The 25,609-nt window shown below is 56.5% G+C and carries 29 protein-coding genes and 1 other RNA gene; 16 read left to right on the forward strand and 14 right to left on the reverse strand.

Annotation, left to right across the window (positions count from 1 at the left end; all coding sequences use genetic code 11):
• Positions 1-6: 6 nt before the first annotated feature.
• Positions 7-1,341 (forward strand): sigma-54-dependent transcriptional regulator, encoded by a 1,335-nt coding sequence (locus QMP16_RS02850; protein ID WP_108858689.1) that lies wholly within the window; start codon positions 7-9, stop codon positions 1,339-1,341.
• 319 nt (positions 1,342-1,660) lie between these two features.
• Here QMP16_RS02850 and QMP16_RS02855 read toward each other — a convergent pair whose 3' ends face one another.
• Positions 1,661-1,882: a hypothetical protein gene (locus QMP16_RS02855; RefSeq protein ID WP_186437365.1), complete on the reverse strand. Its 222-nt coding sequence runs from the start codon at positions 1,880-1,882 to the stop codon at positions 1,661-1,663.
• Here QMP16_RS02855 and QMP16_RS02860 point away from each other — a divergent pair.
• A complete protein-coding gene (locus tag QMP16_RS02860) occupies positions 1,850-4,678 on the forward strand; it encodes an Rne/Rng family ribonuclease (protein WP_282151142.1) in 2,829 nt (942 codons plus the stop codon). The genes QMP16_RS02855 and QMP16_RS02860 overlap by 33 nt on opposite strands.
• Positions 4,679-4,724: 46 nt before the next feature.
• Here QMP16_RS02860 and QMP16_RS02865 read toward each other — a convergent pair whose 3' ends face one another.
• Positions 4,725-4,958, reverse strand: coding sequence for a sulfurtransferase TusA family protein (locus QMP16_RS02865; RefSeq protein WP_282151143.1), 234 nt, complete (start codon positions 4,956-4,958; stop codon positions 4,725-4,727).
• A gap of 105 nt (positions 4,959-5,063) precedes the next feature.
• On the opposite strand from QMP16_RS02865, the gene QMP16_RS02870 reads away from it, so the two are divergent.
• From QMP16_RS02870 to QMP16_RS02885, 4 genes are all read left to right on the forward strand, one after another.
• Positions 5,064-5,816 carry a cytochrome c biogenesis CcdA family protein gene (locus QMP16_RS02870; protein ID WP_058271899.1) on the forward strand — a complete coding sequence of 251 codons (753 nt, stop codon included), beginning with the start codon at positions 5,064-5,066 and terminating at the stop codon, positions 5,814-5,816.
• 63 nt (positions 5,817-5,879) lie between these two features.
• Complete coding sequence (locus QMP16_RS02875; protein ID WP_282151144.1) at positions 5,880-7,094, forward strand: hypothetical protein; 1,215 nt, start codon at positions 5,880-5,882, stop codon at positions 7,092-7,094.
• Positions 7,091-8,440 (forward strand): cytochrome P450, encoded by a 1,350-nt coding sequence (locus tag QMP16_RS02880; RefSeq protein ID WP_282151145.1) that lies wholly within the window; start codon positions 7,091-7,093, stop codon positions 8,438-8,440. Before QMP16_RS02875 ends, QMP16_RS02880 begins: the two co-directional genes overlap by 4 nt.
• Before the next feature lie 72 nt (positions 8,441-8,512).
• Positions 8,513-9,394 carry a fructose bisphosphate aldolase gene (locus tag QMP16_RS02885; RefSeq protein WP_282151146.1) on the forward strand — a complete coding sequence of 294 codons (882 nt, stop codon included), beginning with the start codon at positions 8,513-8,515 and terminating at the stop codon, positions 9,392-9,394.
• Between the two features lie 3 nt (positions 9,395-9,397).
• Here the strand turns inward: QMP16_RS02885 and QMP16_RS02890 are convergent, their stop codons facing one another.
• From QMP16_RS02890 to fumC, 5 genes are all read right to left on the reverse strand, one after another.
• Positions 9,398-10,000, reverse strand: a complete 603-nt coding sequence (locus tag QMP16_RS02890) for a DNA-3-methyladenine glycosylase I (RefSeq protein WP_282151147.1) — start codon at positions 9,998-10,000, stop codon at positions 9,398-9,400.
• 64 nt (positions 10,001-10,064) lie between these two features.
• Complete coding sequence (locus tag QMP16_RS02895) at positions 10,065-10,283, reverse strand: ribbon-helix-helix domain-containing protein (protein WP_058277874.1); 219 nt, start codon at positions 10,281-10,283, stop codon at positions 10,065-10,067.
• Positions 10,280-10,456 (reverse strand): DUF4169 family protein, encoded by a 177-nt coding sequence (locus QMP16_RS02900; protein ID WP_282151148.1) that lies wholly within the window; start codon positions 10,454-10,456, stop codon positions 10,280-10,282. Before QMP16_RS02900 ends, QMP16_RS02895 begins: the two co-directional genes overlap by 4 nt.
• Positions 10,453-10,977, reverse strand: a complete 525-nt coding sequence (gene aroQ, locus QMP16_RS02905; RefSeq protein ID WP_282151149.1) for a gamma subclass chorismate mutase AroQ — start codon at positions 10,975-10,977, stop codon at positions 10,453-10,455. Before aroQ ends, QMP16_RS02900 begins: the two co-directional genes overlap by 4 nt.
• Entirely contained in the window at positions 10,974-12,365 is a 1,392-nt protein-coding gene (gene fumC / locus QMP16_RS02910) for a class II fumarate hydratase (RefSeq protein WP_058271555.1), read from the reverse strand. Before fumC ends, aroQ begins: the two co-directional genes overlap by 4 nt.
• 207 nt (positions 12,366-12,572) lie before the next feature.
• Here fumC and QMP16_RS02915 point away from each other — a divergent pair, with 207 nt between their 5' ends.
• Positions 12,573-13,136, forward strand: coding sequence for a hypothetical protein (locus QMP16_RS02915; protein WP_348774576.1), 564 nt, complete (start codon positions 12,573-12,575; stop codon positions 13,134-13,136).
• 33 nt (positions 13,137-13,169) lie between these two features.
• Here QMP16_RS02915 and QMP16_RS02920 read toward each other — a convergent pair whose 3' ends face one another.
• From QMP16_RS02920 to QMP16_RS02950, 7 genes are all read right to left on the reverse strand, one after another.
• Positions 13,170-13,631 carry an SspB family protein gene (locus QMP16_RS02920; RefSeq protein ID WP_282151150.1) on the reverse strand — a complete coding sequence of 154 codons (462 nt, stop codon included), beginning with the start codon at positions 13,629-13,631 and terminating at the stop codon, positions 13,170-13,172.
• Between the two features lie 76 nt (positions 13,632-13,707).
• Positions 13,708-14,961, reverse strand: coding sequence for a chromate efflux transporter (gene chrA, locus QMP16_RS02925; RefSeq protein WP_282151151.1), 1,254 nt, complete (start codon positions 14,959-14,961; stop codon positions 13,708-13,710).
• Complete coding sequence (locus QMP16_RS02930) at positions 14,958-15,773, reverse strand: chromate resistance protein ChrB domain-containing protein (RefSeq protein WP_282151152.1); 816 nt, start codon at positions 15,771-15,773, stop codon at positions 14,958-14,960. The genes chrA and QMP16_RS02930 overlap by 4 nt, the downstream gene beginning before the upstream one ends.
• A 126-nt stretch (positions 15,774-15,899) precedes the next feature.
• Positions 15,900-16,331 carry an ester cyclase gene (locus QMP16_RS02935; RefSeq protein ID WP_282151153.1) on the reverse strand — a complete coding sequence of 144 codons (432 nt, stop codon included), beginning with the start codon at positions 16,329-16,331 and terminating at the stop codon, positions 15,900-15,902.
• Positions 16,332-16,430: 99 nt separating this feature from the next.
• Positions 16,431-16,776, reverse strand: a transfer-messenger RNA (tmRNA) gene (gene ssrA / locus QMP16_RS02940).
• A gap of 36 nt (positions 16,777-16,812) precedes the next feature.
• The gene (locus QMP16_RS02945) at positions 16,813-17,175 is read right to left on the reverse strand and encodes a DUF4345 family protein (RefSeq protein ID WP_058277883.1); all 363 of its coding nucleotides are present in this window, start codon (positions 17,173-17,175) and stop codon (positions 16,813-16,815) included.
• A gap of 10 nt (positions 17,176-17,185) precedes the next feature.
• Positions 17,186-17,917 (reverse strand): FadR/GntR family transcriptional regulator, encoded by a 732-nt coding sequence (locus QMP16_RS02950; protein ID WP_282151154.1) that lies wholly within the window; start codon positions 17,915-17,917, stop codon positions 17,186-17,188.
• An 86-nt stretch (positions 17,918-18,003) separates the two neighbouring features.
• Here QMP16_RS02950 and QMP16_RS02955 point away from each other — a divergent pair, with 86 nt between their 5' ends.
• From QMP16_RS02955 to dxr, 9 genes are all read left to right on the forward strand, one after another.
• Positions 18,004-18,795: a DUF2182 domain-containing protein gene (locus QMP16_RS02955; protein WP_282151155.1), complete on the forward strand. Its 792-nt coding sequence runs from the start codon at positions 18,004-18,006 to the stop codon at positions 18,793-18,795.
• A 4-nt stretch (positions 18,796-18,799) separates the two neighbouring features.
• Positions 18,800-19,504, forward strand: coding sequence for a DUF1326 domain-containing protein (locus QMP16_RS02960; protein ID WP_282118485.1), 705 nt, complete (start codon positions 18,800-18,802; stop codon positions 19,502-19,504).
• Complete coding sequence (locus QMP16_RS02965) at positions 19,504-20,010, forward strand: DinB family protein (protein ID WP_282151156.1); 507 nt, start codon at positions 19,504-19,506, stop codon at positions 20,008-20,010. Before QMP16_RS02960 ends, QMP16_RS02965 begins: the two co-directional genes overlap by 1 nt.
• Entirely contained in the window at positions 20,011-21,114 is a 1,104-nt protein-coding gene (locus QMP16_RS02970; protein WP_282151157.1) for a dimethylsulfoniopropionate demethylase, read from the forward strand.
• 58 nt (positions 21,115-21,172) lie between these two features.
• Complete coding sequence (acuI, locus tag QMP16_RS02975) at positions 21,173-22,168, forward strand: acryloyl-CoA reductase (protein WP_282151158.1); 996 nt, start codon at positions 21,173-21,175, stop codon at positions 22,166-22,168.
• 185 nt (positions 22,169-22,353) lie between these two features.
• Complete coding sequence (gene frr, locus QMP16_RS02980) at positions 22,354-22,917, forward strand: ribosome recycling factor (RefSeq protein ID WP_058271567.1); 564 nt, start codon at positions 22,354-22,356, stop codon at positions 22,915-22,917.
• Positions 22,918-22,926: 9 nt separating this feature from the next.
• Positions 22,927-23,658, forward strand: a complete 732-nt coding sequence (locus tag QMP16_RS02985; protein ID WP_282118480.1) for an isoprenyl transferase — start codon at positions 22,927-22,929, stop codon at positions 23,656-23,658.
• Entirely contained in the window at positions 23,655-24,437 is a 783-nt protein-coding gene (locus QMP16_RS02990; protein ID WP_282118479.1) for a phosphatidate cytidylyltransferase, read from the forward strand. Before QMP16_RS02985 ends, QMP16_RS02990 begins: the two co-directional genes overlap by 4 nt.
• Positions 24,437-25,609 carry a 1-deoxy-D-xylulose-5-phosphate reductoisomerase gene (gene dxr, locus QMP16_RS02995; protein ID WP_282151159.1) on the forward strand — a complete coding sequence of 391 codons (1,173 nt, stop codon included), beginning with the start codon at positions 24,437-24,439 and terminating at the stop codon, positions 25,607-25,609. Before QMP16_RS02990 ends, dxr begins: the two co-directional genes overlap by 1 nt.

The raw sequence follows: 25,609 nt of genomic DNA on the forward strand, positions 1-25,609 counted from the left end.
ATGACTATGGCACAGGCCATGAAGATCGCCATTGTGGATGACGAACAGGACATGCGCCAGTCGATCAGCCAATGGCTGGCACTGTCGGGATATGACACGGAAACCTTCGCCAGCGCAGAGGACGCGCTGAAAGTGTTGGGACCGGAATATCCGGGTATCGTGATCTCGGATATCAAAATGCCCGGCATGGACGGCATCCAACTTCTGAAAAAGTTGATGGGCGCCGACAGTACGCTGCCGGTCATCATGATCACCGGCCACGGGGATGTGCCGATGGCAGTTGAGGCGATGCGCGTCGGGGCGTTTGATTTTCTAGAAAAGCCTTTTAACCCGGATCGCATGTCGGAACTGGCCAAACGCGCCAGCAACGCGCGCCGACTGACCTTGGACAATCGTGCCCTGCGGCGTGAGCTGTCAGGTGGAACCCAGATCATGAACAAACTGATCGGGGCCAGCCCGGTCATGGAACGTCTGCGCGAAGATATCCTCGATCTGGGGCAGGCCGATGGCCATGTACTGATCGATGGTGAGACCGGCACTGGCAAGACACTTGTGGCCCATGCGCTGCACGCGGTCGGCAGCCGCGCTGGCAAGAAGTTCGTACTGGTGTCCTGTGCCGCGCTTGAGGAAGAGGCGCTGTCGAAACGCCTGTTTGGCCCGATGATGCCGGAAGATGCGCAATTGCCCGCGATCGAAGAGGCGCGGGGCGGTACACTTGTGCTGGAAGACGTAGAAGCACTGAGCGATACGCTACAGGCCCGGTTGCTAAGCGTGATGAACGATCAGGGCACCCCGGCTGAAACCCGGATCATCGCAATTTCGAACCTGCAGGAAGCAGGCAAGACCAGCGAAGACGTTCTGCGCCCGGACCTGTTCTACCGTCTTGCTGCGTTGCGGATCACCATGCCGCCTCTGCGCCAGCGTGGCGAAGATATCCTGACGTTGTTCACCCGACTGAGCGAGCAGTTTTCTGAAGAATATGGCTGCGAAGCGCCGCAAGTGAGTGCCCAAGAAGCGGCGCAGCTGTTGCAGGCGCCCTGGCCGGGAAATGTGCGGCAGTTGATCAACATCGCGGAACGGGCTGTTCTGCAATCGCGACGTGGATCGGGGACGATTGCGTCGCTGTTAATGTCTGATCACGAAGAGATGCAGCCGGTCATGACGACCGAAGGCAAACCGCTTAAGGAGTATGTTGAGGCGTTTGAACGGATGCTGATCGACAATACAATGCGGCGGCACAAGGGATCGATTGCGTCTGTGATGGACGAACTTTGCCTGCCACGCCGGACCTTGAACGAGAAAATGGCGAAATACGGGCTGCAGCGCTCGGACTATTTGTGAGAAAGAGTGGGGGCCAGCCCCCTCTTGAGCCTGCGGCTCAAATCACCCCCGGGATATTTCTGGCCAGATGAAGTGATCCCGGGGCTTTGTATTGTTCTTCTCGCAGTTTGCCCATTGTGTTTTCCACAGGACTGCTTTTATTGTATCTGGACGGGCAGGGCTAATTTGCGCCCAAAAGTCCCGAATCTTTGAGTTTCGCTGCTCTGCCGTTGATGGTGATCAATCCCGCAAGGCAAAGCAGACCGATTATGCCCCATAGGGGCAGATGAACGCCTGAGCCCGCATCAGCGGGCGAAAGGAATAAATGGGCAGGCGGCGGTTAGATCTGCGCCTGTCGGAGAAGAACCGCGATGACGCGCGCGCAACGATTGAGTATACGGGCAGGGGGCCACAGCGCCAGACCCTGCCGCGCGCCGTCCGAAATCGCCCTGACAAGACACCACCCCAAAAGCGCCTGTCCCCCCGGACGGGTAAGGACAACGCGTTTGGCGCGGTGCACCAAGGACACATGGCTAAGAAAATGCTTATCGATGCCACCCACGCGGAGGAAACCCGCGTCGTGGTGGTTGACGGAAACAAGGTCGAGGAATTCGATTTTGAATCCGAAAACAAACGCCAGCTTGCTGGCAACATCTATCTTGCAAAAGTAACCCGGGTCGAACCGTCGCTACAGGCGGCCTTTGTTGATTATGGCGGGAACCGGCATGGTTTCCTGGCGTTTTCGGAAATCCATCCGGATTACTATCAGATCCCGGTTGCCGACCGCGAAGCGCTGATGGAAGAAGAGCGCGCTTATGCCGAGGCAATGAAAGCGCGCGACGAAGCCGAAGAGACCAAGCCGAAGAAACGCCGGTCGCGGTCGCGGACGAAGGCTGCGGACGTGAAATCCGACGATGCGGTCGAGTCGATTGAAGTATCGAACGAACCCACCGGTATGGAAACCATTGATCTGGACGAAAGCGAAGACGGCGCTGATGGGCCAGAGCTTGAGGGGACATCCCCGGCAGATCGCGTTGCTGAAACACCGGTAGAAGAGCCTTTTGATGATGCGGGGGCGCCTGAAGCAGACGCTGAAGGTGCAGCCGAAGGTACGTTGTCGGAAGACGGTAGCGAGGCAGCGAATAGCTCTGATGCGCCTGCAATCGAAGCGACTGAAGCCAAAGATGAAGAAACTGCCGACAAGTCCGATGACGCAGTTAACGAAACAGAGGCACAAGATGCACCCGAAGCTTCGGGGGACGCGACCGAAGAAAACGAGGGCAAGTCTGAAGAAGAAACGCGGCCCGATGCCACCGCGAAGGACGATTCAATTGAATCCGTCGCCGACGAAGATGACAGCGAAGACATTCGCCCGGTTCGCAAGCCGCGGCCACGTCGCTATAAGATTCAAGAGGTTATCAAGGTCCGTCAGGTCTTGCTGGTGCAAGTCGTCAAGGAAGAACGTGGCAACAAGGGCGCTGCCCTGACCACCTACTTGTCTCTGGCAGGTCGGTATTGCGTTCTGATGCCGAATACCGCCCGTGGTGGCGGGATCAGCCGCAAAATCACCAATGCGCCGGACCGTAAAAAGCTCAAGGAAATTGCTGCGGAAATTGACGTTCCAACCGGTGCGGGTCTGATTATCCGGACAGCCGGTGCCAAGCGAACAAAATCTGAGATCAAGCGCGATTATGAATACCTGCAACGCATGTGGGAGCAGATCCGCGAGCTGACGTTGAAATCGATCGCGCCTGCGAAAATCTATGAAGAAGGCGATCTGATCAAACGGTCGATCCGCGATCTCTATAATCGCGAAATTGATGAGGTTCTGGTCGAGGGTGAAGGCGGCTATCGCATCGCCAAGGACTTCATGAAGATGATCATGCCGTCGCACGCGAAGAACGTGAAACGGTACGAGGATGCGCTGCCGCTGTTTGCACGCTATCAGGTCGAAAGCTATCTGGCGGGGATGTTCAACCCGACTGTTCAGCTGAAATCGGGTGGGTATATCGTGATCGGCGTGACCGAAGCGCTGGTCGCGATTGATGTGAACTCGGGTCGGGCGACGAAAGAAGGCTCGATCGAGGAAACCGCGCTCAAAACCAACCTTGAGGCCGCGGAAGAGGTGGCCCGCCAGCTGCGTCTGCGCGACCTGGCCGGTCTGATCGTCATCGACTTTATCGACATGGACGAGCGCAAGAACAATCTCGCCGTCGAAAAGCGTATGAAAGAACGGCTGAAAACAGACCGTGCGCGCATACAGGTCGGCCGTATCTCGGGCTTTGGCCTTATGGAGATGAGCCGCCAGCGTCTGCGTCCCGGCATGTTGGAAGCCACAACTCAGCCATGCCCGGCTTGCCACGGAACAGGTCTGATCCGGTCGGACGACAACATGGCGCTGTCGATCCTGCGGCAGATCGAGGAAGAAGGCACACGCCGTCGTTCGCGCGAGGTGCTTGTTCGTTGCCCTGTCAGCATCGCAAACTTCCTGATGAACCAGAAACGCGAGCATATCGCACAGATTGAGGCCCGCTATGGCCTGTCTGTGCGTGTTGAAGGCGACGTACATCTGGTCAGCCCGGATTTCTCGATGGAGAAATTCAAGACGGCAAGCCGGATCGTTCCCGAAGCCAGCGCGCCCGTTGTTTCCGTGGATGCGTCCCTGATGGATCTTGTCGACGCCAGCGAGGAAGAGCCGGTCGAAGAGGAAACCACTGTTCAGGCCGAAGAGGATGCCAAGCCCAAGCGCAAGCGTCGTCGCCGCCGTCGGAAAAAGAGCAATGGTTCTGACGAAGCTCCTGAGGTGAACGCTGAAGAGGGTGACGCGGCGGCGGCCGAGGAATCGGATGAAGCCAAAACCGAAGCGGCAGATGACGCAAAACCCGAGGGTGAAGCATCTGAGCCTGCCGAAGAGGAAAAAGCAGCCAAGCCCAAGCGTCGCCGCGCACCGCGCCGCAAGAAAAAGGACGCGGAACCTGTTGAAGTTACAGAAGAAGTCGCTGCTGAAGCTGTTGTGAGCAAGGATGCCCAGGCCGCAAGCCCTGAAGCACCGGCCGAGGAAACTGGTGTGACAGATGCACCTGTGGAAGCTCCTGTCGAAACCGCCGAGAAGGTTGAACAGGCCGAATCGGTGGCAGAACTGCCCACGCCCGAAGCGGAAAGCGTCGTTGAAGAAAAGGTTGAACCTGCAGAGGCCGAACAACCCGAACCTGTGGCCGAAGTGGCCGCAGAAGACCCGCAAGAACCAGCGGACGTAATGGTTGAAGAAGCCGCTGAGCCGGTTCTGGAGGTCGTGGCCGAAGAACCGGAGCAGCCGGCCAAACCCAAGCGGCGTGGTTGGTGGTCACTGGGTCAGTAACAAGAAGAGGCGGGCCATGTGCCCGCCTTTTTCTTTTGGGCCGATCTTAGTGAGATTTCTGGATCAAATAGATCTGATGGCCGTCTGCGTCTTCCTGCGACAGCAATTGATGCCCACTCTCAGAGCAGAAATGCGGGACATCAATTATGGCGGCAGGATCATCTGCCAGCACGCGCAGAACGGCGCCCGCAGGCATGGATTTCAAACGCTTGCGCGCTTTCAGGACGGGCAAAGGGCACAACAGACCCAGCGCATCGAGTGTTTCTGATGAATTTGACATAAGGTTCAGATATTTCCACTTTGGCAGGGTGTCCAGCGTGCAACCACGAGGATGTGACCGAATGGCCCCGTGACGTTGGCCGCCCCATACCATATGTGCTGAAACATGTTCGGTATAGATATCATCGACGCGGGCCTGCTGCCTGCCATGTTCATCGCGATGCTGGGCGGGTTGATCAGCTTTCTGTCGCCCTGCGTTTTGCCCATCGTTCCGCCGTACCTGGCTTATATGAGCGGTGTGACGATCAACGAAATGCAGGATGAGGCGAAAGCACGCCGCAAGGCAACCTTGGCCGCTCTGTTCTTTGTTCTGGGTCTGTCTACGGTGTTTTTGTTGCTGGGTTTCACCGCTTCTGCCTTCGGGGTGTTTGTCCTGCAGAACCAGGTGTTGTTCGCAAAGATCTCTGGCGCTGTGGTCATCGTCTTTGGCCTGCATTTTCTGAACGTCTTCCGCATCCCCTTTCTGGATCGCGAGGCCCGGATTGAGACTGGTGATTCCGGTGGATCAGTGTTTGGGGCTTATATCCTTGGTCTGGCCTTTGCGTTTGGCTGGACACCGTGCATTGGGCCGCAGCTGGGCGCGATCTTGTCGCTGGCCGCGTCCGAGGCCTCGGTCGCACGGGGAACCCTGTTGTTGGGCGTCTATGCGGCGGGCCTGGGTATTCCGTTCCTGCTGGCTGCGATGTTCCTGAACCGGTCGATGTCGGTGATGAATCGGATCAAGCCTTACATGGGCACGATCGAAAAGGTGATGGGTGGCTTGTTGCTCTTCGTGGGCATCATGCTGATCACTGGCCTGTTCACTGAATTCAGCTGGTGGCTGTTGGAGACATTCCCGGCGCTGGCAAATTTCGGATGACCTGCTGATCTGACTTACCTTGACGCTTAGCCTGCGTTAACCTGCGCTGCAGAAGGTAAGGCCATGAGCAGTCAGAAAAATCAACCTCGGGTGTGTAAACGCCGGGTATTCTACATACCCGGCTACGACCCGATTCCGCCGCGGCGGTATCGTGAGCTTTATCGCACCGAAGGCAAGCTGCAGGCCGAGATTTCCGGTTATGAAATTTCGACGTCCGCCAAGTCAGGCGATGGCCCCTATGGGTGGCATGTCACATCGCGTCAGGACGGCGTCGAGGTTCAAGTAGATGTGGATGTACTTGTCTGGTCGGATCTGGTGCGTGACAGCATGTCGAACTCGATCCCGGCGACCTATCTGCAACTGGTGCGGACCGCATGGATCTATATGTCGTCCGGAACGCTGTGGCGCCTGATGCGGTTGCGCAAGGGGCCGGTGATTGCCGCACTGTATCCAGTTGGAATGTTGCTGGCTCAACTGCTGTTGGCGATCTTGCTTGCCGGGGCCATGACATGGGTTTTGATGCTGTTTATCGGCTGGCTGGGCGTAATCCTTGCGGTTGGAGCCGCTTACGGTCTGATGCGCTGGTTTCGCCAGCAAGACGGCCAGCTTTTTGCCTATTACCTGATGCATGATTATGCCTATTCCGCAAAACTCAAAGGGGCGACGCCAGTTGAATTGCGCAATCGCCTGCATGTATTCGGTGCATTGATCCAAGAGGCGCTGAATTCAGACGCAGATGAGGTGCTGGTCGTCGGCCATAGCTCAGGGGCCCATCTGGGTGTCAGTGTTCTGGCCGATGTTATCCGAGACAGCAGGCAGCGCGACGATAGCCCCGCGTTTTCGTTCCTGACATTGGGGCAGGTCGTGCCCATGGTGTCATTTCTACCCGAGGCGCGGGGTTTGAGGGCAGATTTGCATTTCTTGTCCACGCAGGAAGGCCTGACCTGGGTCGACGTCTCGGCCCCCGGTGACGGCTGTTCTTTTGCGCTGTGCGATCCGGTTTCCGTCAGCGGTGTCGCCACCGCCGAAAAGAAATGGCCTCTGGTTCTGTCTGCGGCCTTTACACAGACTCTGTCCCCCGAACGCTGGAAGAACTTGCGATGGAAATTCTTCCGCCTGCATTTCCAGTATCTCTGCGCGTTCGACAAGCCCGATCGGTATGACTATTTTCGTATAACTGCCGGGCCTCAAACCTTAGGTCAGAGGTTTGAGGGCCGGGCACCGTCGAAATCACGGATGGATAAGCCGGTCTCAAAATACGTTTCGGTGAAGGCATGACGCCGCCCAAGCCAACTTCACGCCCCGATAAAGTATCGCTTTGGCGGTATCTGAAGTTGTTTCGCAAGGATATTCTGTCAGCCCAACCCCAAAGGCTGTACCGCGCCTGGATGGCTGAATTTCGCACGCCGTTCTTTCGATCATACTTGGTAAATCAGCCAGAATTGATCGACACAGTTCTGAAAAAACGCCCTGATGATTTTCCCAAATCTAACCGCATAAGTGAGGGGCTGCGTCCGTTGCTGGGGGACTCTGTCTTCCTGACCAATGGGGACACCTGGAAGAGGCAGCGCAGGATAATTGATCCCGCGTTCGAAGGCGGCCGTTTGAAAGATACCTTTCCGGCGATGCATGCGGCTGGTCAAGCAGCGGTAGACCGGTTGCGTCCGCAGTCAGGCGGTGTCGTTGAGTTTGAAGAGGTCACCAGCCATATCGCGGCGGATGTCATCTTTCGCACCTTGTTTTCGGTGCCCATCGAACACGAAATTGCCGCTCAGGTTTTTGACAAGTTTCGCAGCTATCAGCGTGAACAACCCATTCTGAACATAGCGGCCTTTGTCCCTCTGCCAAAATGGTTGCCGCGATTGCATTCGAGACGCACCAAGAAGAATGCAAAGGATATCAGGGCGCTAATCCAGCGACTTACGGCGGATCGGGCTGAACTGATCGCTCGTGGTGGCGCGCCGGATGATCTGGCAACCAAGATCATGACCACGCGTGATCCCGAAACTGGGCGTGGGTTTGACACGCAGGAAATGGTTGATCAAGTGGCGATCTTCTTTCTTGCCGGGCATGAAACCAGCGCGTCCGCTCTGGCCTGGACGCTGTATCTGTTGGCCATGTATCCGGAATGGCAGGACAGTCTGGCCGAGGAAGCTGCGGCGCTCGACACGCCCGATTTTTCTGTAATGTCGCGGCTAAAGCTTAGCCGGGATGTGTTCCGCGAAGCGCTGCGGCTTTATCCGCCCGTGCCGATGATGGTTCGTGAAGCGAAATGCCCCGAACGTTTCCGCAACAGGGATGTCCCCGAAGGGTCGCAAATCGTGATCAGTCCGTGGCATCTGCATCGGCAGGAAAGGCTCTGGGAACGTCCCGACGAATTTGATCCGACCCGGTGGGGAACTGAGAATGGAAAGACCTGTCAGCGCAACGCGTACATTCCATTCTCGACAGGATCCCGCGTATGTCCCGGTGCCGGGTTCGCCATGATCGAGGGGCCGCTTCTGTCATCCATGCTGCTGCGACACTTCCGGTTCGAGTTGGTCGCGGGACAAACGCCCATTCCGGTCGCGCATTTGACCGTCCGATCGAAAGACGGAATTTGGTTGCGCTTGGTTGAGCGCTAACAAACTACCATCCTTTCACGCCTTGCTGTATGCGGTTTGAAATCGCGGAATCATATTGAACGGGAAAGTCTTATGTCATCAGCAGAACAGCGCGCACAAATGTCCAACGGCGCAGGATTCATCGCAGCATTGGATCAAAGCGGTGGCTCGACCCCCAAGGCGCTGGCGCTTTATGGCGTGGACGCATCTGAATACAGCTCGGACGAAGAGATGTTCGGTGAAATCCAGAAAATGCGCGCGCGGATCATTCTGGCGGATGATTTCACCAAGGACAAAGTGATCGGCGCGATTCTTTTCGAACGCACTCTGGGCGAGCAAATTGATGGTCAGAAGGTCGCCGACTATTTGTGGTCAGTGAAAGGCATTGTACCTTTCCTCAAGATTGACAAAGGCTTGGAAGACGAAGCGAATGGCGTTCAGATGATGAAACCCATCCCGGGTCTGGCCGCAACATTGGCCAAAGCCGATGGTGTTTTCGGGACCAAGGAGCGCTCGGTCATTCATGAGGCAAACGCCGAAGGCATCGCGGCGGTTGTTGCACAGCAGTTCGACGTTGCGCGTGAAGTCGTGGCTTCCGGAATGGTTCCGATTGTTGAACCTGAGGTGAACATCAACTCCGCCACCAAAGCCGAAGCCGAAGACATTCTGAAGGCTGAAATCCTGAAAAACCTTGATCAGTTGGCTGACGGACAGGACATCATGCTCAAGTTGACGATCCCTAACCAAGCTAACCTCTATGACGAATTGGCCGATCATCCGCGTGTTCTGCGCGTGGTTGCGCTGTCGGGTGGTTATTCGACGGAACAGGCCTGCGATCTGCTGGGCCAGAACGGTAAGATGATCGCGTCCTTCTCGCGCGCGTTGACCGAAGGATTGTCAAAAAAGCAATCAGATGCCGAGTTCAACGCGGCCTTGGGCGGAAACATCGACAAGATTTTCCGCGCGTCAATCTAAACACTATTGGGGTTTGGTGAATTCGCGGCGCAACTGCGCCGCTTTTTCACGCATGACGCAACCTTCGGCGTGATCATTCACCAGCCCCATTGCCTGCATAAAGGCAAACACGGTCGTCGGCCCGACAAACTTCCAGCCCCGTTTCTTCAGGTCTTTCGACAACGCCACAGATTCCGGCGACGTTGAAGCGGTTTGCGGGGTAGGCGGTGTATCCGCCTCGTACCGCCACACATATGCGGCCAGAGACGCTTCGGCAGCGACTAACTCTTGCGCGCGGCGTGCGTTGTTAATCACGGCCTCGATCTTTCCACGATGTCGCACAATTCCTGCATCTTGTAACAAGCGCTTTGTATCTGCATCATCAAACGCGGCTACTGTGTTGATATCAAAAGCTTTGAAAGCTTTCCGAAAGTTCTCGCGCTTGGACAGGATAGTGCGCCAGCTTAGACCGGATTGAAAGCTTTCGAGGCATAGCTTTTCGAACAGACGCTGGTCGTCACCAACCGGATACCCCCATTCCTGATCGTGATAGTCAAAGAACTCGGGCGCGGCCTGACACCACGCGCAGCGTGGTTTTCCGTCTGGCCCTAGAACTGTATCAACCACCGGCCTGTACTCCTTTTGTTCCTGATTACTGTAAGCGGTTTCAGGATGTCAGAGCAAGACTGATCTACTTGGATTGATACCAGTGTAGAATGAAAACCCGTATGGCCGATGCAAGTCCGATGTCCGGGTCACGCTCGACATCAATTTCGGCCGCCAGAGCGTTGATCGGTAGGTTTTTTTCCTTGGCAATGGTCCGGAACGCCTGCCAGAATTCATCTTCCAGCGATACGGATGTCCGATGGCCTTTCAGCGTCAGGGATCGTTTGACCGGGCGTCCGCTCATTTGTCCAACTTACGGCCTTCGTGGTCTTGGTTCAGCTTGTGTTGCTGCTTTTTTGCCAGATCCTTTTCGGCCTTGGTGCGGCCAAAAGCAACGGCATTTTGATCAGCGCGGGCCTTGTTTTCGGTCCGCACTTTTTCTTTTCGAAATTTGTTCAGATTGACCGGTTCCGTCATTGCGCATGTCTCACTTTGGTCAGACTATCGAACAATTCCGCACGGCTGTCATCTGAAAGGCATTCGACATTCACGGTGTCCAGAAAATCAGCCTGCGACGCAGTTGAGACCGTTGGTTGATCCGACAATGTGTCAAGGATTTGCCCGCCCAAATCCAACAGAGCGGGGCGTATTTCGGTCGTCAGATCCGCATAGTTTTCGGGAACAGAGGTTTGGTCTTCGGTCCACCGTTCAATCCAACAGGATTGAATCTCTTTCGCGGCTTCGATCTGCGCTTCGAAAAACAGCTGAGCGCTGTCCGGGTCAACGCCCGCAAGCGCTGCTTGTTCCAAGGTTTTGTCAATCACGACTTTTTCACGCTCAAGGTCTTCGACCGGGCGGTCATTGGCGTGTTTGAACGCAGCAACGTCCTGCATCCATTCCAGCCGAGAGTCGATCAGGTCGAACAGGTCAGCGTGAGCCGAGGTCGCTGTGCCCGCAATAAGCAGGCACAGGCAGGCAGGCTGACGCCACCCGATCACTTGGGGCCGATCATGTGCTCGGGCCGCACGACCGCATCGAATGTCTCCTCATCAACAAAGCCCAGCGCAATGGCCTCTTCCTTGAGGGTCGTGCCGTTCTTATGCGCCGTTTTGGCGACAGTAGTGGCGTTGTCGTAACCGATGGTCGGGGCCAGCGCCGTGACCAGCATCAGGGATTCCTTCATCAGCTTATCGATGCGTGGTTCATTGGCCTTGATGCCCAGCAGCATACGCTCGGTAAAGCTGTCGGTGGCATCACCCAGCAGCTGAATGGATTGCAGCAGATTGTACGACATCATTGGATTGTAGACGTTCAACTGGAAATGACCCTGTGAGCCAGCGAACTTCATCGCCGCATCGTTGCCTATTACATGCGCTGCCACCTGAGTCAGCGCTTCGGCCTGTGTTGGGTTCACCTTGCCGGGCATGATCGACGAACCTGGCTCATTTTCCGGCAGGATCAACTCACCCAAGCCAGACCGCGGGCCAGAGCCCAGGAACCGGATGTCGTTGGCGATTTTGTAGCAAGAGCCAGCAATAGTCGCCAGCGCGCCCGACAGGAAGACCATAGCATCATGGGCGGCAAGCGCTTCGAATTTGTTGGGTGCGGTAACGAAGGGCAGGCCGGTGATGTCAGCCATGTTCTTTGCGACGGCCTCATCCCAGCCATCATGCGTGTTCAGACCGGTGCCAACAGCTGTGCCGCCTTGTGCCAGTTCATAGATGCCGGGCATCGCGGCTTCGACCCGGGCGATACCCTGACGGATCTGGTGTGCATAGCCGCCGAATTCCTGTTCCAGGGTCAAAGGAGTCGCATCCTGAGTGTGTGTGCGGCCGATTTTGATGATACCTGCGAACTCTTTCGCTTTGGCTTCTAGCGCGGATGCAAATTTCTCAAGCCCGGGCAGCAATACGTCGCGCACGCTCATGGCGGTGGCGATGTGCATTGCCGTCGGGAAAGTGTCGTTCGACGACTGACCCATATTGCAGTGATCGTTCGGGTGCACAGGCTCTTTCGAGCCGATCACACCGCCCATGATTTCAATCGCGCGGTTTGCGATGACCTCATTCGAGTTCATGTTCGACTGAGTGCCAGAACCGGTTTGCCAAACGACCAGAGGGAAGTTGTCATCGAACTTGCCTTCAATCACCTCGCTTGCGGCCTGAATGACGGCATCGGCGATCTCAGCATCCAGCTTGCCGATGGCCTTATTCTCCATCGCACAGGCCTTTTTGATGACGCCCAGCGCACGCACGATAGCGACGGGCTGCTTTTCCCAGCCGATCGGAAAGTTCATGATCGAGCGTTGAGTCTGTGCACCCCAATATTTGTCGGCGGGAACTTCCAACGGGCCAAAGCTGTCGGATTCGGTGCGGGTCTGGGACATCGGTCACTCCGTCTAGTATGCAGTCGTATGCCGTTTACCCGTGACGGCGTCATCGCGCAATCGGCCAGTTGCGCGCACCATAAGCGTAAGCCGACCAAAGGTATAGGCGTTGGGGTGGGGCATTTTTCTTTGATACACAGGTACTAGGACCATTGTGTGCGCCTGTGACTGGGGTAGAATAGCAAGATCAAAACGCTGGAGGGTCAGGTGCTGCAATTTAACCGGGTTAATCCGCTGCGGTTTATCGCATTCGCGGTGGGTGCCGTATTCTGGCTTGTCTTTGCTAATCTTCAGGCCCAGGCCGGGGACATCACGCCCTTTATCGGGGATTACGTCGGTTCAGCCAATTTAGTTGACGATGATGGTACCGAAACCCCACGCGATATGAGCGTTTCGATCCATGAAACGAAAGAAGGGTTCAATGTCAGTTGGAAGACCACGACCTATAAGCCGGATGGCCGGGTCAAAGATCAATCCTTCTCGATCGATTTCAAGCAATCTGACAGGTCCGACGTGTATTCAGCGGCGATGAAGCGCAATGTGTTTGGTCACGAGGTCCCCCTGGACCCGATGCAGGGTGAACCGTTCGTATGGGGCCGGATCGAGGGCGAGACACTGACGGTGTTTTCGTTGTTCATTGATGAAAACGGTGGCTATGAATTGCAGCAGTTCGATCGTAAGTTGGCCGACGGTGGGCTGAACCTGTCCTTTTCGCGGTTCCGTAACGGGATTAAATCCCGCTCGGTCGATACGTTCCTCGAAAAACAGTAAATCCCGCGAGAGGCGGGGTTTGTAAGTCTGAGCTTACTTTCTGAAGCTGTCCAGTGAAACGACATCCGCGTCTTGCTGGACCGGAGTTTCCTCAACCTCAATCGATTCTTCGACGATATGGGTCGCAACCTCTTCTTCGTCTTCCGGACTTTCGAAACGAAGTCCGAATTCAACCGACGGATCCACGAAGGTTTTGATCGCATCATACGGAATATAAAGCGGTTCTGGTGCGTCACCGAAATTCAGCGTGATCGCGAAACCGTTGTCGCCGACATCAAGGTTTTCGAACCAGTGCTGCATGACGACCGTCATTTCTTCGGGGTAACGTTCGCGCAGCCAGTCAGCTATTTCAACTCCGTCCTGCCGTGTATCGAACGTGATAAAGAAATGATGCGCCCCAGGCAGACCGTTTTCAGAAACGTTTGTCAGAACCTTCTGAATGAGGCCGCGCATCGCGGTGTGCATCAGGGTTCCATAATCGATGTCCTGCGACATGTGTGATCCTCAAAAGTGGTTACCCCAAGCATAGGGGATTCGTTCGGAAACGAAAGACCGGGAGATGGTGGATTGTTCAAAGAAAATGAAATCCAACTCCGGCTATGGCCATCAGAGCCAGGGTCATTCCCATGCCGAATTTTAGTTTAAATATCAACACCCCGGCCATGAACGTTAAAAGCAGTGCTTTTATGTTCAGTGTCGCAAGTTCGGGCCATTGGATGGTTAATGGCCCCCATGCCGATTCCGGGATTGTGCCGAAAAGAACGTTAAGAGCAAACCACACGGAAAGGTTGAGAATCACACCGACAACCGCCGCTGTTATCCCGTGCAAGGCTGCGGACAGCCGTGGGCGGGCGGCCAGTTGGTCAAGATAGGGCGCGGCAAGGAAGATCCACAGGAAGCATGGAACAAACGTGGCCCAGAGCGCGACGGCACCGGCAGCAAGTGCCAAAGGGATGCCGCCCGAAATCTGCCCCGTCAGCATGGCCACAAATTGCGTCACCAGTATCAAAGGACCCGGCGTTGTTTCCGCCAGCCCCAGCGCATCAATCATCTGATCTGTGCTGATCCACTGATACTTGTCGACGACGGTTTGGGTCATATACGCCAGAACCGCATAGGCGCCGCCGAACGTAACAACCGCCAGACGGGCGAAGAACCACCCGAGATCGCTCAGCAATTTCTGACCAGTCACGTTCAGCAACACCAATGGGCCAAGCCATAGGGTCAGCCAGATGGCGCAGGTGCGTAGCGGGCGCGTCGCGCCGGGGGCAGGAGGTGTTTGGACGGTGTTGGCCTCACCCTTGAAACTCAGATACCCCCAAAGCGCCGCAGCCAGAATGATCAAGGGAAAAGGCAGGTTAAAGGCAAAGATTGCAACAAAGCCCAATCCGGCGATTGCCCGGTGCTCCACATCGGTCAGGGCTTTGCGCGACAGGTTTCTAAGCGCCTGAAGGACAATGATGATTACAGTTGCCTTCACCCCAAGGAAAGCGGCCTGAACCAGAGGCAGATCACCAAAAGCTGCGTAAAGCCCGACCAAAACGGCGATGATCAGCGCGCCGGGGATGACGAACAGGCCGCCGGCGATCAACCCTCCGATCACGCCGCGCAGCCGCCAGCCGGCATATGTGGCAAGTTGCATGGCCTCGGGTCCGGGCAATAGCATGCAAAGAGACAGCGCCCGCAGATACGATTGTTCGTCCAACCACGGGCGTTTTTCCACCAATTCCTGATGCATCAGTGAGATTTGCGCCGCAGGCCCCCCAAAGGACAAAAGCCCGATGCGACCAAAGATACGGACCAGCTCCGATAGGGTCGGGGTCATGATTTGCGGTCCATTGGCCAGTCGTGTTGTTCTTCAAACCCGTCGCGCGCCCAGCGATACAACGCATCGTACAGATGCATTCCTGCAGCAAGGTTTTCGTGATCGTCACGGTATTGGCGGGACAACCCGACAGAGACAGCAAGCAACCCGGCGGCTTCTGGAGCGAGGTCATGGCGATTGGTGTCTGCGGCCCTAACGATCATTGCAAGCCGATCCAGCGCGGGCGTGTGCAGTGCGAATTCGTCCAGCATGGTGTCAAAGGTGCATTTGTCTTGCCGGTGGCTCCAATGAGCGCCTTCGATGTCAAAAGGGGTCGCGTCAAATATTGCAGCGGTGGCGTCGACTTCCGACGGGGCAACAAACAGAAACCGGGCATTTGGGTCCACAAACCGCCGGATCAGCCAAGGGCAGGCGATGCGATCGATCTTTGGTCGGTGTCGAGTTACCCAAAGGGATCCTTTGGACATCAGCATCGAAAACGCTTTCGCAGGCACACGCGGAGCGTCCGGCATGTCTCGCCACGCAAACATGCCGCCCTCCAGATACTCGGCCTGAACACCTTCGCCCCGCAACAAAGAAACGACGGCCTGGCTGAGTTTCTTGCCTTTCTGGCAAATTACGACTGCAGGTCGGTCACCGATCAGGTTGACCAGCCCTTCGATATCTTTCGCAGGATGGCGTATTGAGCCGGGGATAAGATACGGGTCAGCCTCAAAATCCACATCCATACAGATGTCGATCAGAATGGGGGATTGCGGCGTACCTATCAGTCTTAACAATTGCTTTGGGGTGATCGAGTTTGGCGCGGGCACAGCATGTCTCCTGGTTTTGTCGGATACATGCGAAACTTGGGCTGACGCCTCACGGGGTGTTCGCAATCTTACCCCATGGCACTTGCTACCGCGTAAGCGCCGAGGGGGTCAAGATTGCTTATTTGGTCAGGCCCAATCCAGCCTTTGACCGGTCATACACACAGGCAAAGTGTCCTGCGGGAACTGGCCGAGCTGTTCGAAGAGTGAGATGAAATCGAACTGGTTATACGCCTCAACCATTCGGCCGTTTTTGATCCGTCCCATGACGCTGCCGGTGGCCTGAAGCGGGGCACCATTATCGGCGCGCGTCGTGCGCAGGTGAATGATGGCGGATATCCAATCGCCGTTTTCGATGATTTTGGGCATATCGACCTGAATGTCGCCAAGGATGTGGCGAAAGGCCATGACCAGATCCCGGAAATCATCCGCACCGACCTGCATTTCCGGAATAAGCCCTTCGGCCATGGCTTCGGGGGCAAAATACTGGTCAATCGCGTCTGTATTGCCGTTTTCCCAAACCTCGGAATACCACTCTCTGAGTAAATCTGCGTGCGACATCCCAGCTCTCCTTATTTTGCTGGGGTCAGCATGAGACCAAAAAGTGAAAAAACTCTGAACATGTACATGCTCAGCGAAAAACTCAGACTTTAGGTGGAAAGTGCAGGTTTCTGTTGCCAGGTACCTGCGAACCCCGCCTTACGCGGCTAGGCGCAAGGGCTTAAGTTTCGGTCTTGCTACTGCTTACGCAGCAACTGCAACCGGAGCACGATTGTCATTTGCAATTGTACTTTTCGGGCCGATACGGTGGCACCCCGCCGAGACAAAGCTAACCCCTTTAGACGTTCGTCGATCCTATTTCGGCCCCATGATCCCCAAATGAAGGATGTTGGTGGAGCCGCCGGGTACCGCCCCCGGGTCCGATCCGCTTATTACGAGCGCGTTTATGTCCATAGTCCCGAAGGACATACCCTATATAGGTGAGCCTGCCGCCGGATGCAAACCGGGAATCTTGCCGGGCGTTGGAAATAATTACAGTGGGTTAGGCGGCCCTGTTGATGTTGGCCAGTATCAACCAAAGTGCAAGGACCAGTTCGATTCCACCAAAAGTAGCCGCCTTGACCAATGGTGGGTTGTCCAGAAAGACTGAAACAAACCGGCCCAATGCCGCGCCCGCGTAGACAACACCCAGCATTGCGTAGGCCATCGGGTTGTTGAGGAACAAAACAGCCACGCCAGTGACGACGAAAAGCCCGCCGACCGAAGCACGCATCTCGCTCAGCCCCATGTTGCTGTTGGTGGTGCTCAGATCCAGCGCGCCCAAGGTAAAGCTAGGCGCGAGAAACCCGAACAGGCCGAACCCAATGGTCATGAGGGCTGCAATCACGTTCAAAGCGGTGGTCATTTTATTTTCCTTACGCCGGATTACGTCGCTGCTGCGCCACGTCTTGCGCCAATTGCCTTGTGTAGCTCTCAAGCTCATCTAGCGTCGTGTCCACTTTGGTCGAGTCGCGATCTTCCAGCGCATTGGCGATTTGATTGTGGAAGGCAATAATTGCTTCCCGGGACCGCGCTGTGAAAGTGATCATGTTCATCAATGGCTGCATGGCTTCGACCGCGCCGGCCAGTTGATAAGACAGTACGGGATTGCCGGCACCATCAACCAGCGCCCGGTGAAACGCCACGTCCGAAGCGCAGAATGCTTCATCTGTCAGGCCGGGTTGGGATTGGCGGTGAACTTCGGCACGCATGGTGGCCAACTGATCCGCTGTACGGCGTTGCGCGGACAAGGCGGCGCAGGCGCGTTCGAGAGCGAAGCGCGCTTCGCAGGCGGTGTCGAAACTGACCGCATTCATCGACAGCAACAGGGTCGATGTCGTGATCTGCTGGGAATACGCGCCCTCAAAACTCAACCGGTTTACAAATGCACCACCGCTTGCACCGCGTTGCGTGCGGATCAGGGATTGCGCCGCAAGACGCTTCAATGCCTCCCGCACGGTTGGGCGAGATACCTGGAATTGCTCGGACAATTCTGCCTCGGAGGGCAAACGTTCATCCACGATCAATTCGCCCGAGATGATTGCGTCACGAATAGCCTGAGCGATCTGAGCCGACAGATCAGCAGGTTTTTTGGGGTCGATTTTCATATTCCGGGGACCGTTGGTGAATTTTTATTTGTCTGACATTTAAAAGTCTGACATTTGAAAAGCAAGGACTGAGTCGGGAGGAGCGCGTGAGTCGCACAGTTCTACGCACCGCATTTTGGCTGGGGTTTTATGCCCTGATCCTGTCCGCGTGGTGGTTCATGTTCACCATGAGCCGCGACATGGATCTGGATTGGATCGGTCGCCCCGGCCCAATGGGTCAGGCCATGGCGGCCATGGACCCGCGCATGGACATGTATATGCCCATGGCCGAGTTTGGCCCGCTGTTCTGGATGTGGGCTATCATGATGGCGGCGATGATGCTGCCGACGCTCGTGCCGACGTTACGCAGCTATGACGATCTGATCCGCAGCGCCAATGGCTCGCGCGCAGGTTGGTTGGGTGTTCTGTCCGGATATCTGGTCGTCTGGGTTGGCTTTGCAGCTTTGATCACCGCTGTTCAGTTGGCGCTGTTGTTTGGTGGGGTCGTTGACATGCTGGGCATCGGCAAATCCGGGTATTTCGCAGGTGGCCTAATGATCGCCGTCGGCGCATTTCAGTTCACCCGCTCGAAAGAGGTCTGCCACGGCGTCTGTCACGCCCCTATGACCTATTTCCTGGGGCACTGGAAAACCGGGTTCACTGGCGGATTGCGCATGGGGCTGGGACTGGGCGCATTCTGTGTGGGCTGCTGCTGGGGCTTCATGGCGCTTGGTTTTGTTGGCGGTGTCATGAGCCTGTTGTGGATGGGTCTCGCGACCCTGTTCATGGTTTTGGAGAAACTACCCCAGATCGGGCACGCAGTGACCCGACCGATGGGATTTGCATTGATAGCGGGCGGTCTTGTTCTGCTCTTCTATCCAATAAGCTACGGAGGATAAGCCTATGGCTAAGAACAGAAAACCCGAGGCCGACAAGCTGCCGATCAGTCAGCGCATTGACAGCCGTATGCCCAATCCCAAGCGGCGCGAGATGAGCCCGACAGATTGGGCAATCAAAGGCGAATTGATCCTGAACTGCTCGTGCGATGTGTTCTGCCCCTGCGTGGTTTCATTAGGCGCGCACCCTCCGACCGAGGGGCATTGCCACGCGTGGATGGGAATTATCGTTGATGAGGGCCACTATGAAGGCGAAGACCTGTCCGGTCTGAACGTCGGACTGCTGGTCGATATTCCGGGCCGAATGGGCGAAGGGCAGTGGAAAGTGGCCGCTTATGTCGATGAGCGTGCCAGCGGCAAGGCCTACAACGGGCTGTTGCAAATCTTCAGCGGTCAGGCAGGCGGGACCACCGGTTTGTTTACCATGCTGGTCAGCGAGATTATCGGGGCCGAGCGCGCGCCGGTTCAGATTGAGCGCGACGGCAACAAACGCCGCATCGCGATCGGCCGCAAGATTCAGGGTGAAATTGAGATGCTGGGCGGCAAGGACCCCGAGCATCCGGTCATGGTGTCAAACTCGAAATATTGGATGGGTCCGGACATCATCGTGGCCCGCGGCACCAAGTCCAAGGTGCGCGACTACGGCCGTGTCTGGGATTTTGGCGGAAAATCTGCCGAAATCTGCCCAATCGACTGGCACGGGCCAAAGTGATGATCACCGCGGCCTATGCGCAGGAGATGGCCCGATATAATCACTGGCAAAACAGCCAGTTGAAGGGGTTTCTTGCCGCGCTTTCGAATGAGAAACTGAACCGCGAACGTGGAGCGTTTTTTGGTTCGATCCTGGGCACGGCAAATCATCTGCTTTGGGGGGACTGGATATGGATGTCGCGGTTTGACAAAGGGCAGGGTCCCGGCGGCGGTATCCCGGAAAGCCCGTCACTTTGCGCCGATCTGGCGGAATGGTTGCCGTTGCGCGATCAAATCGACCAGCGGACAACCCAATGGGCCGCGTCCTTGAATGACGAGGACCTGCGCGGCCCGTTCACATGGTTCTCGGCCGCCAAAGAAGCCGGTGTTACAAAACCGTATGCGCAATGCGTCATTCATTTCTTCAACCACCAAACACATCACCGGGGCCAGCTGCATCAGATGCTGACTGAGACGGGTTCGGCCGCTCCGGTGAGCGATCTGGTTTTTCTGCCTGAGGAGGCTTAAGTGGCTCAGATCTCACTCTCGCGTCGCCTGCGCCGAACACCTTTTTCGGATGGTGTCGAAGCTGCTGGGGTTAAAGGATATACGGTTTATAATCGTATGTTATTGCCCACTGTTTTCGATTCTGTTGAGGCGGATTATCGGCACTTGAAAAGCCATGTGCAGGTTTGGGATGTATCGTGCGAACGGCAGGTCGAACTGCGTGGGCCGGACGCCGCGCGGCTGATGCAGATGCTAACGCCGCGGGATCTGCGGAGGATGTTGCCCGGTCAGTGCTTTTACGTTCCCATTGTCGATGAAACAGGCGGAATGCTGAATGATCCTGTGGCGGTGAAGCTTTCGGAAGATCGGTGGTGGATTTCGATTGCCGACAGTGACTTGCTGCTTTGGGTCAAGGGCATTGCCAACGGATACCGCCTGGATGTGCTGGTCGACGAACCCGATGTGTCTCCGCTGGCGATACAGGGGCCGAAGGCGGATGACCTGCTGGCCCGTGTTTTTGGCGACCGGGTGCGTGACATTCGTTTCTTTAAATTCGACAAGTTCGAGTTCGAGGGACGTGAACTCGCAATCGCACGGTCTGGTTATTCCAAACAAGGTGGTTTCGAAATCTATGTCGAGGGTTCGGACATCGGTATGCCCTTGTGGAACGCCCTTTTCGCGGCGGGTGAAGACCTGCACGTCCGCGCGGGCTGTCCCAATCTAATCGAACGGATTGAGGGTGGGTTACTGTCATACGGCAACGACATGACCGACGACAACACGCCGCATGAATGCGGTTTGGGCAAGTTCTGTAACACCCATACGGCGATCGGTTGTATTGGCCGAGACGCTCTGCTGCGCGTGGCCAAAGAGGGCCCGGTGCAACAAATCCGTCCGATCTCAATCCAAGGAGACGCCGTGCCGCCATGCGACCGCCCTTGGCCGGTGGTAGCTGCAGGCAAGCGGATTGGTCAGATTACGTCGGCCGCTTGGTCCCCGGATTTCGACACCAATGTGTCAATCGGTATGGTCAAGCTGAGCCATTGGGAACCCGGCACACGGATCGAAATTGAAACACCGGACGGAATGCGTGGCGCAACCGTGCGAGACAAATTCTGGATATGAATGGGAATTATCAGTTCAGCAAAGGCTGGTGACCGGTTGAAAAGAAAGGAAAATTGAAATGTTCAATGCGTTGGTAATGGATAAGGACGAAGACAGCGGACTGGCAAGCGCTTCGCTCAAACAGCTTTCCGTTGGGGATCTGCCCCATGGCGAAGTGACAATCGCTGTTGAGTATTCAACCGTGAACTACAAGGACGGCCTTTGTATGTCGCCGAAGGGCGGCGGGCTGGTGCGCAGCTATCCGCACGTGCCCGGCGTTGATTACAGCGGCACGGTCGAGGCGTCCTCGGACGATCGCTACAAACCCGGCGACAAGGTCGTTCTGACCGGCTGGCGCGTGGGTGAAGCGCATTGGGGCGGATATTCCCAAAAAGCCAACGCCCTGGCGGATTGGCTAGTTCCCTTGCCCGAAGGTTTGGACACACGTCAGGCCATGGCAGTGGGCACGGCCGGTTTCACAGCGATGTTGGCGGTTATGGCACTTGAGGATCAAGGCATGCAGCCGGGTCATGGTCCAGTGCTTGTTACCGGGGCCGCTGGTGGTGTTGGTTCGGTTGCGACCGCCATTCTGGCCAATTTGGGCTATGAGGTGGCTGCCGTGACAGGCCGGCCAGAGGCGGGTGAATATCTGAAATCACTCGGCGCCACCACGATTGTCCCACGCGAGGATCTCAATGAAACCGTGAAACGCCCGTTGGAAAGCGAGTCCTGGGCCGGGTGCATTGACGCAGTGGGGGGCGAGATGTTGGCCCGAGTGCTGGGTCAGATGAAATACGGTGCCTCAGTCGCAGCTGTTGGACTGGCCGGAGGGGCAGGGCTGCCCGCAAGCGTCATTCCGTTCCTGTTGCGCGGTGTCAACCTGCTGGGCATCGATAGTGTGATGCAGCCCTATGACAACCGGGTTCGCGCATGGCAACGCGTCGCAACCGACCTGCCGATGGACAAGCTTGAGGCAATGGTTCATCCCGCGACCCTGGGCGATCTGCCTCAATTAGGTGCGGATATCCTAAAAGGGCAGGTCAAAGGCCGTGTTGTTGTCGATGTAAACGCCTGATTCCTATGCACATAGTCGAACCGGCTGACATCGATGTTGGCCGGTTCAGTTGCCATTGAAAGAACCCGAAAATGCCAGAAACACCTCTGGTCATTGGCTCAATTCCGGATCATCATTGCTATACATCCCAATTGCGATGGACTATGAGCCATGCAAACATCACCTGAAGACGGGGAGTGAGCAGCATGTCTGACGATTTTGAACTAGACACCGACGATCTGAAGCGCCGTATGGATGGCGCTATGGGCAACCTTAGAACTGAATTCGCTTCGCTGCGAACGGGCCGTGCGTCGGCGTCGATGCTGGAACCGGTCATGGTTGATGCATATGGGTCGATGACCCCAATCAACCAGGTCGGTACCGTGAACGTCCCCGAACCGCGTATGGTGACGGTGAATGTTTGGGACAAAGGCCTGGTGGGCAAGGTTGAAAAAGCGATCCGTGAAAGCGGTCTGGGCATCAACCCCCAGCTGAACGGCACCATCATCATGCTGCCGATCCCCGAATTGAACGAAGAACGCCGCCGCGAGCTGGGCAAGGTTGCCGGGCAATATGCCGAGCACGCCCGTGTTTCGATCCGTAACGTCCGTCGCGATGGCATGGACCAGATCAAGAAAGCCAAGGCTGACGGCATGTCAGAAGACGATCAGAAGTTCTGGGAAAGTGAAGTCCAGGACCTGACCGACCAGATGATCAAGAACGTAGACGCCGCGCTTGAAACCAAGCAGGCCGAGATCATGCAGGTCTGAGCCCGCATTATGCCTGACACAACTCAACCCTCACCCGCTATCGGGCCACGCCACGTAGCCATCATAATGGATGGGAACGGGCGTTGGGCGCAGGCGCGCAACCGGCCCAGGCTGTTTGGGCATCAGGCCGGTGCCCGGCGGGTACGAGAAGTGGTTGAGGCCTGTCCGGAATTGGGCATCAAGTATCTGACCGTCTTTGCCTTCTCGACCGAGAATTGGAAACGGACCCAGGTGGAAGTCGCCGGCTTGATGAGCCTGTTTCGACGGTACATCATCAAAGAAGCACGCAACTTGACCAAAGCCGGTGTGCGCGTACGCTTTATTGGTGATCGGGTTCGGCTGGATTCCAAGCTGACCGAACTGATGGACACTTTAGAGGCTGCAACTCAACACAACGATCTGGTGCATCTGACCATTGCGTTAAATTATGGCGGGCGGGATGAAGTTGCCCGGGCGACCAAACGGTTGGCGCGTGACGTCGCCGAAGGCCGCTTGCGCCCCGAAGATGTGGACGAGGAAACCCTGCCCAAGTATTTGGATACACATGTTCTTCCCGATCCGGATTTGGTGATCCGGACCAGTGGCGAAGCCCGTATATCCAACTTTCTTTTGTGGCAATCGGCCTATTCGGAATACGAATTCATCGACACGCTCTGGCCCGACTTCACCTCGGCCGAGCTGGAACGGCTGTGCCGAAACTTTGGAAGCCGCGACCGGCGGTTCGGAGCGGTTCCGGCATGAGCGAGGGCCGATGGTCTGACCTAACCGCCCGTGTTCTGTCTGCTGCGGTGCTTGTGTGCATCGGCTCGGTCGAAGTGTGGCTGGGCGGCCTGTGGTTCGAAGCCTTTATCGCAATCGCCTGCGGATTGATGACTTGGGAACTGGTGCGGATGATCGATCCGGACCGCAATGGTGTGGCGATCCAGTTGGGCATCCTCACCGGTGTTGCTGTCGTTCTTAGCTATCATCTTCCGCCGCTTTATACGCTGCCATTCCTGCTTGCGCCGGCCTTGGTCGGAGCAGGGCAGATCAGTCGATCCAAGGGGATCTACGCGCTTTTCGCTTTCTGGATTGCTGCATCGGGTCTGGGCTTCATCTCAATCCGCGAAAACATGGGGTTCGGCTGGATGGTCTGGCTTATCTCGGTGGTCGTGGCAACGGATGTTGCAGGATACTTTGTTGGCAAAACCTTTGGCGGCCCTAAGTTCTGGCCTAAGGTCAGCCCAAAGAAAACATGGTCGGGCACCGCAGGCGGGTGGGCAGCAGCAGCTTTGGTTGGCACGATCTTTGCAGTTCATGCCGGCTTTGGCGTCATGTTTGTGGTAATTTCGGTGCTTGCGTCGATGGCCAGCCAGGCCGGGGACATTGTCGAAAGCGCAACAAAGCGCAAATTTGCGGTCAAAGACAGCTCGAACCTGATACCAGGTCATGGCGGGTTTCTGGATCGCTTTGACGGCATGATGGGCGCGGCCCTGTTCGTTTTGATAGCCGGGATTCTCTATTCCCCCGGAGCGATGTGATGCGCAAAATCTCAATCTTCGGCGCGACCGGATCAATTGGGCAAAATACGATTGATCTGATTGATCGCGACCCCGCGTCCTATGACGTCGTCGCTCTGACAGGCGGGGCGAATATCGAAAAGCTGGCGGAAGATGCCCGGCGTTTGAACGCCGATGTGGCAGTTACGGCCTATGAAGACCGGTTGGATGATCTGCGCACGGCCCTTGCGGGCTCGGGCGTCAAAGTGGCCGCTGGTCAAAATGCGCTGACGGACGCTGCGGCACGGCCTGCCGATTGGGTTATGTCGGCCATTGTGGGCGCCGCCGGTCTGGAACCGGGCCTTGAAGTGCTCAGGCAGGGCGGCACGTTGGCGTTGGCCAATAAGGAAACGCTTGTCTGCGCCGGTGCGTTGGTTCTTGAGACGGCCAAAGCGAACAATGCGCGACTTTTGCCGGTCGACAGCGAACATTCAGCCGTATTTCAGGCGCTTGTCGGCGAGGATATGTCTGCGGTCGAGCGTATCATCATCACAGCAAGTGGCGGCGCGTTCCGCGATTGGCCACTGAGCAAGCTAGCGCATGCAACAGTCGAGCAAGCCTCGAATCATCCGAACTGGGACATGGGTCAGCGGATCACAATCGACAGCGCGTCTATGTTCAACAAAGCGCTGGAGCTGATTGAAACCAAAGAATTCTTTGGCGTGTCTCCGGATCAGATCGAAGTGCTGGTGCACCCGGAATCCATCGTTCACGCTCTGGTCGGGTTCCAGGACGGCGCTGTCATGGCCCATATGGGCGCCCCGGATATGCGCCATGCCATCGGGTACGCTCTCCACTGGCCCGATCGGAAGGACTTGCCGGTCGAACGGTTGGATCTTGGAAAACTGAGGCAGCTCAGGTTCAGCGAACCTGATGAGGCGCGGTATCCCGCGCTGCGCTTGGCACGCGCCGTGATGGAACGCGGCGGCCTGTCAGGCGCTGTTTTCAACGCCGCCAAAGAACGGGCGTTGGATCGGTTCATTGCGCGTGAAATCGGTTTCCTTCAGATGGCCGACATAGTCGAGACCGTTCTGGACAGGTTTGAGGCCGCAGGCGACCTTATTGATGCCCCTTTAACCCTTGATAACGTGCTGCAAACGGACCATTTGGCACGTACGTGGGTCGATGACATCGTCATCCAACGAGCAGGATAG

The sequence above is a fragment of the Ruegeria atlantica genome (genome assembly GCF_947495585.1).
GTDB classification, from domain to species: Bacteria; Pseudomonadota; Alphaproteobacteria; order Rhodobacterales; family Rhodobacteraceae; genus Ruegeria; species Ruegeria atlantica_G.

What these genes read in the sequence shown, in the direction of transcription:
- QMP16_RS02850 (WP_108858689.1), top strand. Translation starts at nt 7, where the DNA reads ATGGCACAGGCCATGAAGATCGCCATTGTGGATGACGAACAGGACATG.
- QMP16_RS02860 (WP_282151142.1), top strand. Translation starts at nt 1,850, where the DNA reads ATGGCTAAGAAAATGCTTATCGATGCCACCCACGCGGAGGAAACCCGC.
- QMP16_RS02865 (WP_282151143.1), bottom strand. Translation starts at nt 4,958, where the DNA reads ATGTCAAATTCATCAGAAACACTCGATGCGCTGGGTCTGTTGTGCCCT.
- QMP16_RS02870 (WP_058271899.1), top strand. Translation starts at nt 5,064, where the DNA reads ATGTTCGGTATAGATATCATCGACGCGGGCCTGCTGCCTGCCATGTTC.
- QMP16_RS02875 (WP_282151144.1), top strand. Translation starts at nt 5,880, where the DNA reads ATGAGCAGTCAGAAAAATCAACCTCGGGTGTGTAAACGCCGGGTATTC.
- QMP16_RS02880 (WP_282151145.1), top strand. Translation starts at nt 7,091, where the DNA reads ATGACGCCGCCCAAGCCAACTTCACGCCCCGATAAAGTATCGCTTTGG.
- QMP16_RS02885 (WP_282151146.1), top strand. Translation starts at nt 8,513, where the DNA reads ATGTCATCAGCAGAACAGCGCGCACAAATGTCCAACGGCGCAGGATTC.
- QMP16_RS02895 (WP_058277874.1), bottom strand. Translation starts at nt 10,283, where the DNA reads ATGAGCGGACGCCCGGTCAAACGATCCCTGACGCTGAAAGGCCATCGG.
- QMP16_RS02900 (WP_282151148.1), bottom strand. Translation starts at nt 10,456, where the DNA reads ATGACGGAACCGGTCAATCTGAACAAATTTCGAAAAGAAAAAGTGCGG.
- fumC (WP_058271555.1), bottom strand. Translation starts at nt 12,365, where the DNA reads ATGTCCCAGACCCGCACCGAATCCGACAGCTTTGGCCCGTTGGAAGTT.
- QMP16_RS02920 (WP_282151150.1), bottom strand. Translation starts at nt 13,631, where the DNA reads ATGTCGCAGGACATCGATTATGGAACCCTGATGCACACCGCGATGCGC.
- chrA (WP_282151151.1), bottom strand. Translation starts at nt 14,961, where the DNA reads ATGACCCCGACCCTATCGGAGCTGGTCCGTATCTTTGGTCGCATCGGG.
- QMP16_RS02935 (WP_282151153.1), bottom strand. Translation starts at nt 16,331, where the DNA reads ATGTCGCACGCAGATTTACTCAGAGAGTGGTATTCCGAGGTTTGGGAA.
- QMP16_RS02945 (WP_058277883.1), bottom strand. Translation starts at nt 17,175, where the DNA reads ATGACCACCGCTTTGAACGTGATTGCAGCCCTCATGACCATTGGGTTC.
- QMP16_RS02950 (WP_282151154.1), bottom strand. Translation starts at nt 17,917, where the DNA reads ATGAAAATCGACCCCAAAAAACCTGCTGATCTGTCGGCTCAGATCGCT.
- QMP16_RS02960 (WP_282118485.1), top strand. Translation starts at nt 18,800, where the DNA reads ATGGCTAAGAACAGAAAACCCGAGGCCGACAAGCTGCCGATCAGTCAG.
- QMP16_RS02965 (WP_282151156.1), top strand. Translation starts at nt 19,504, where the DNA reads ATGATCACCGCGGCCTATGCGCAGGAGATGGCCCGATATAATCACTGG.
- acuI (WP_282151158.1), top strand. Translation starts at nt 21,173, where the DNA reads ATGTTCAATGCGTTGGTAATGGATAAGGACGAAGACAGCGGACTGGCA.
- frr (WP_058271567.1), top strand. Translation starts at nt 22,354, where the DNA reads ATGTCTGACGATTTTGAACTAGACACCGACGATCTGAAGCGCCGTATG.
- QMP16_RS02985 (WP_282118480.1), top strand. Translation starts at nt 22,927, where the DNA reads ATGCCTGACACAACTCAACCCTCACCCGCTATCGGGCCACGCCACGTA.
- QMP16_RS02990 (WP_282118479.1), top strand. Translation starts at nt 23,655, where the DNA reads ATGAGCGAGGGCCGATGGTCTGACCTAACCGCCCGTGTTCTGTCTGCT.
- dxr (WP_282151159.1), top strand. Translation starts at nt 24,437, where the DNA reads ATGCGCAAAATCTCAATCTTCGGCGCGACCGGATCAATTGGGCAAAAT.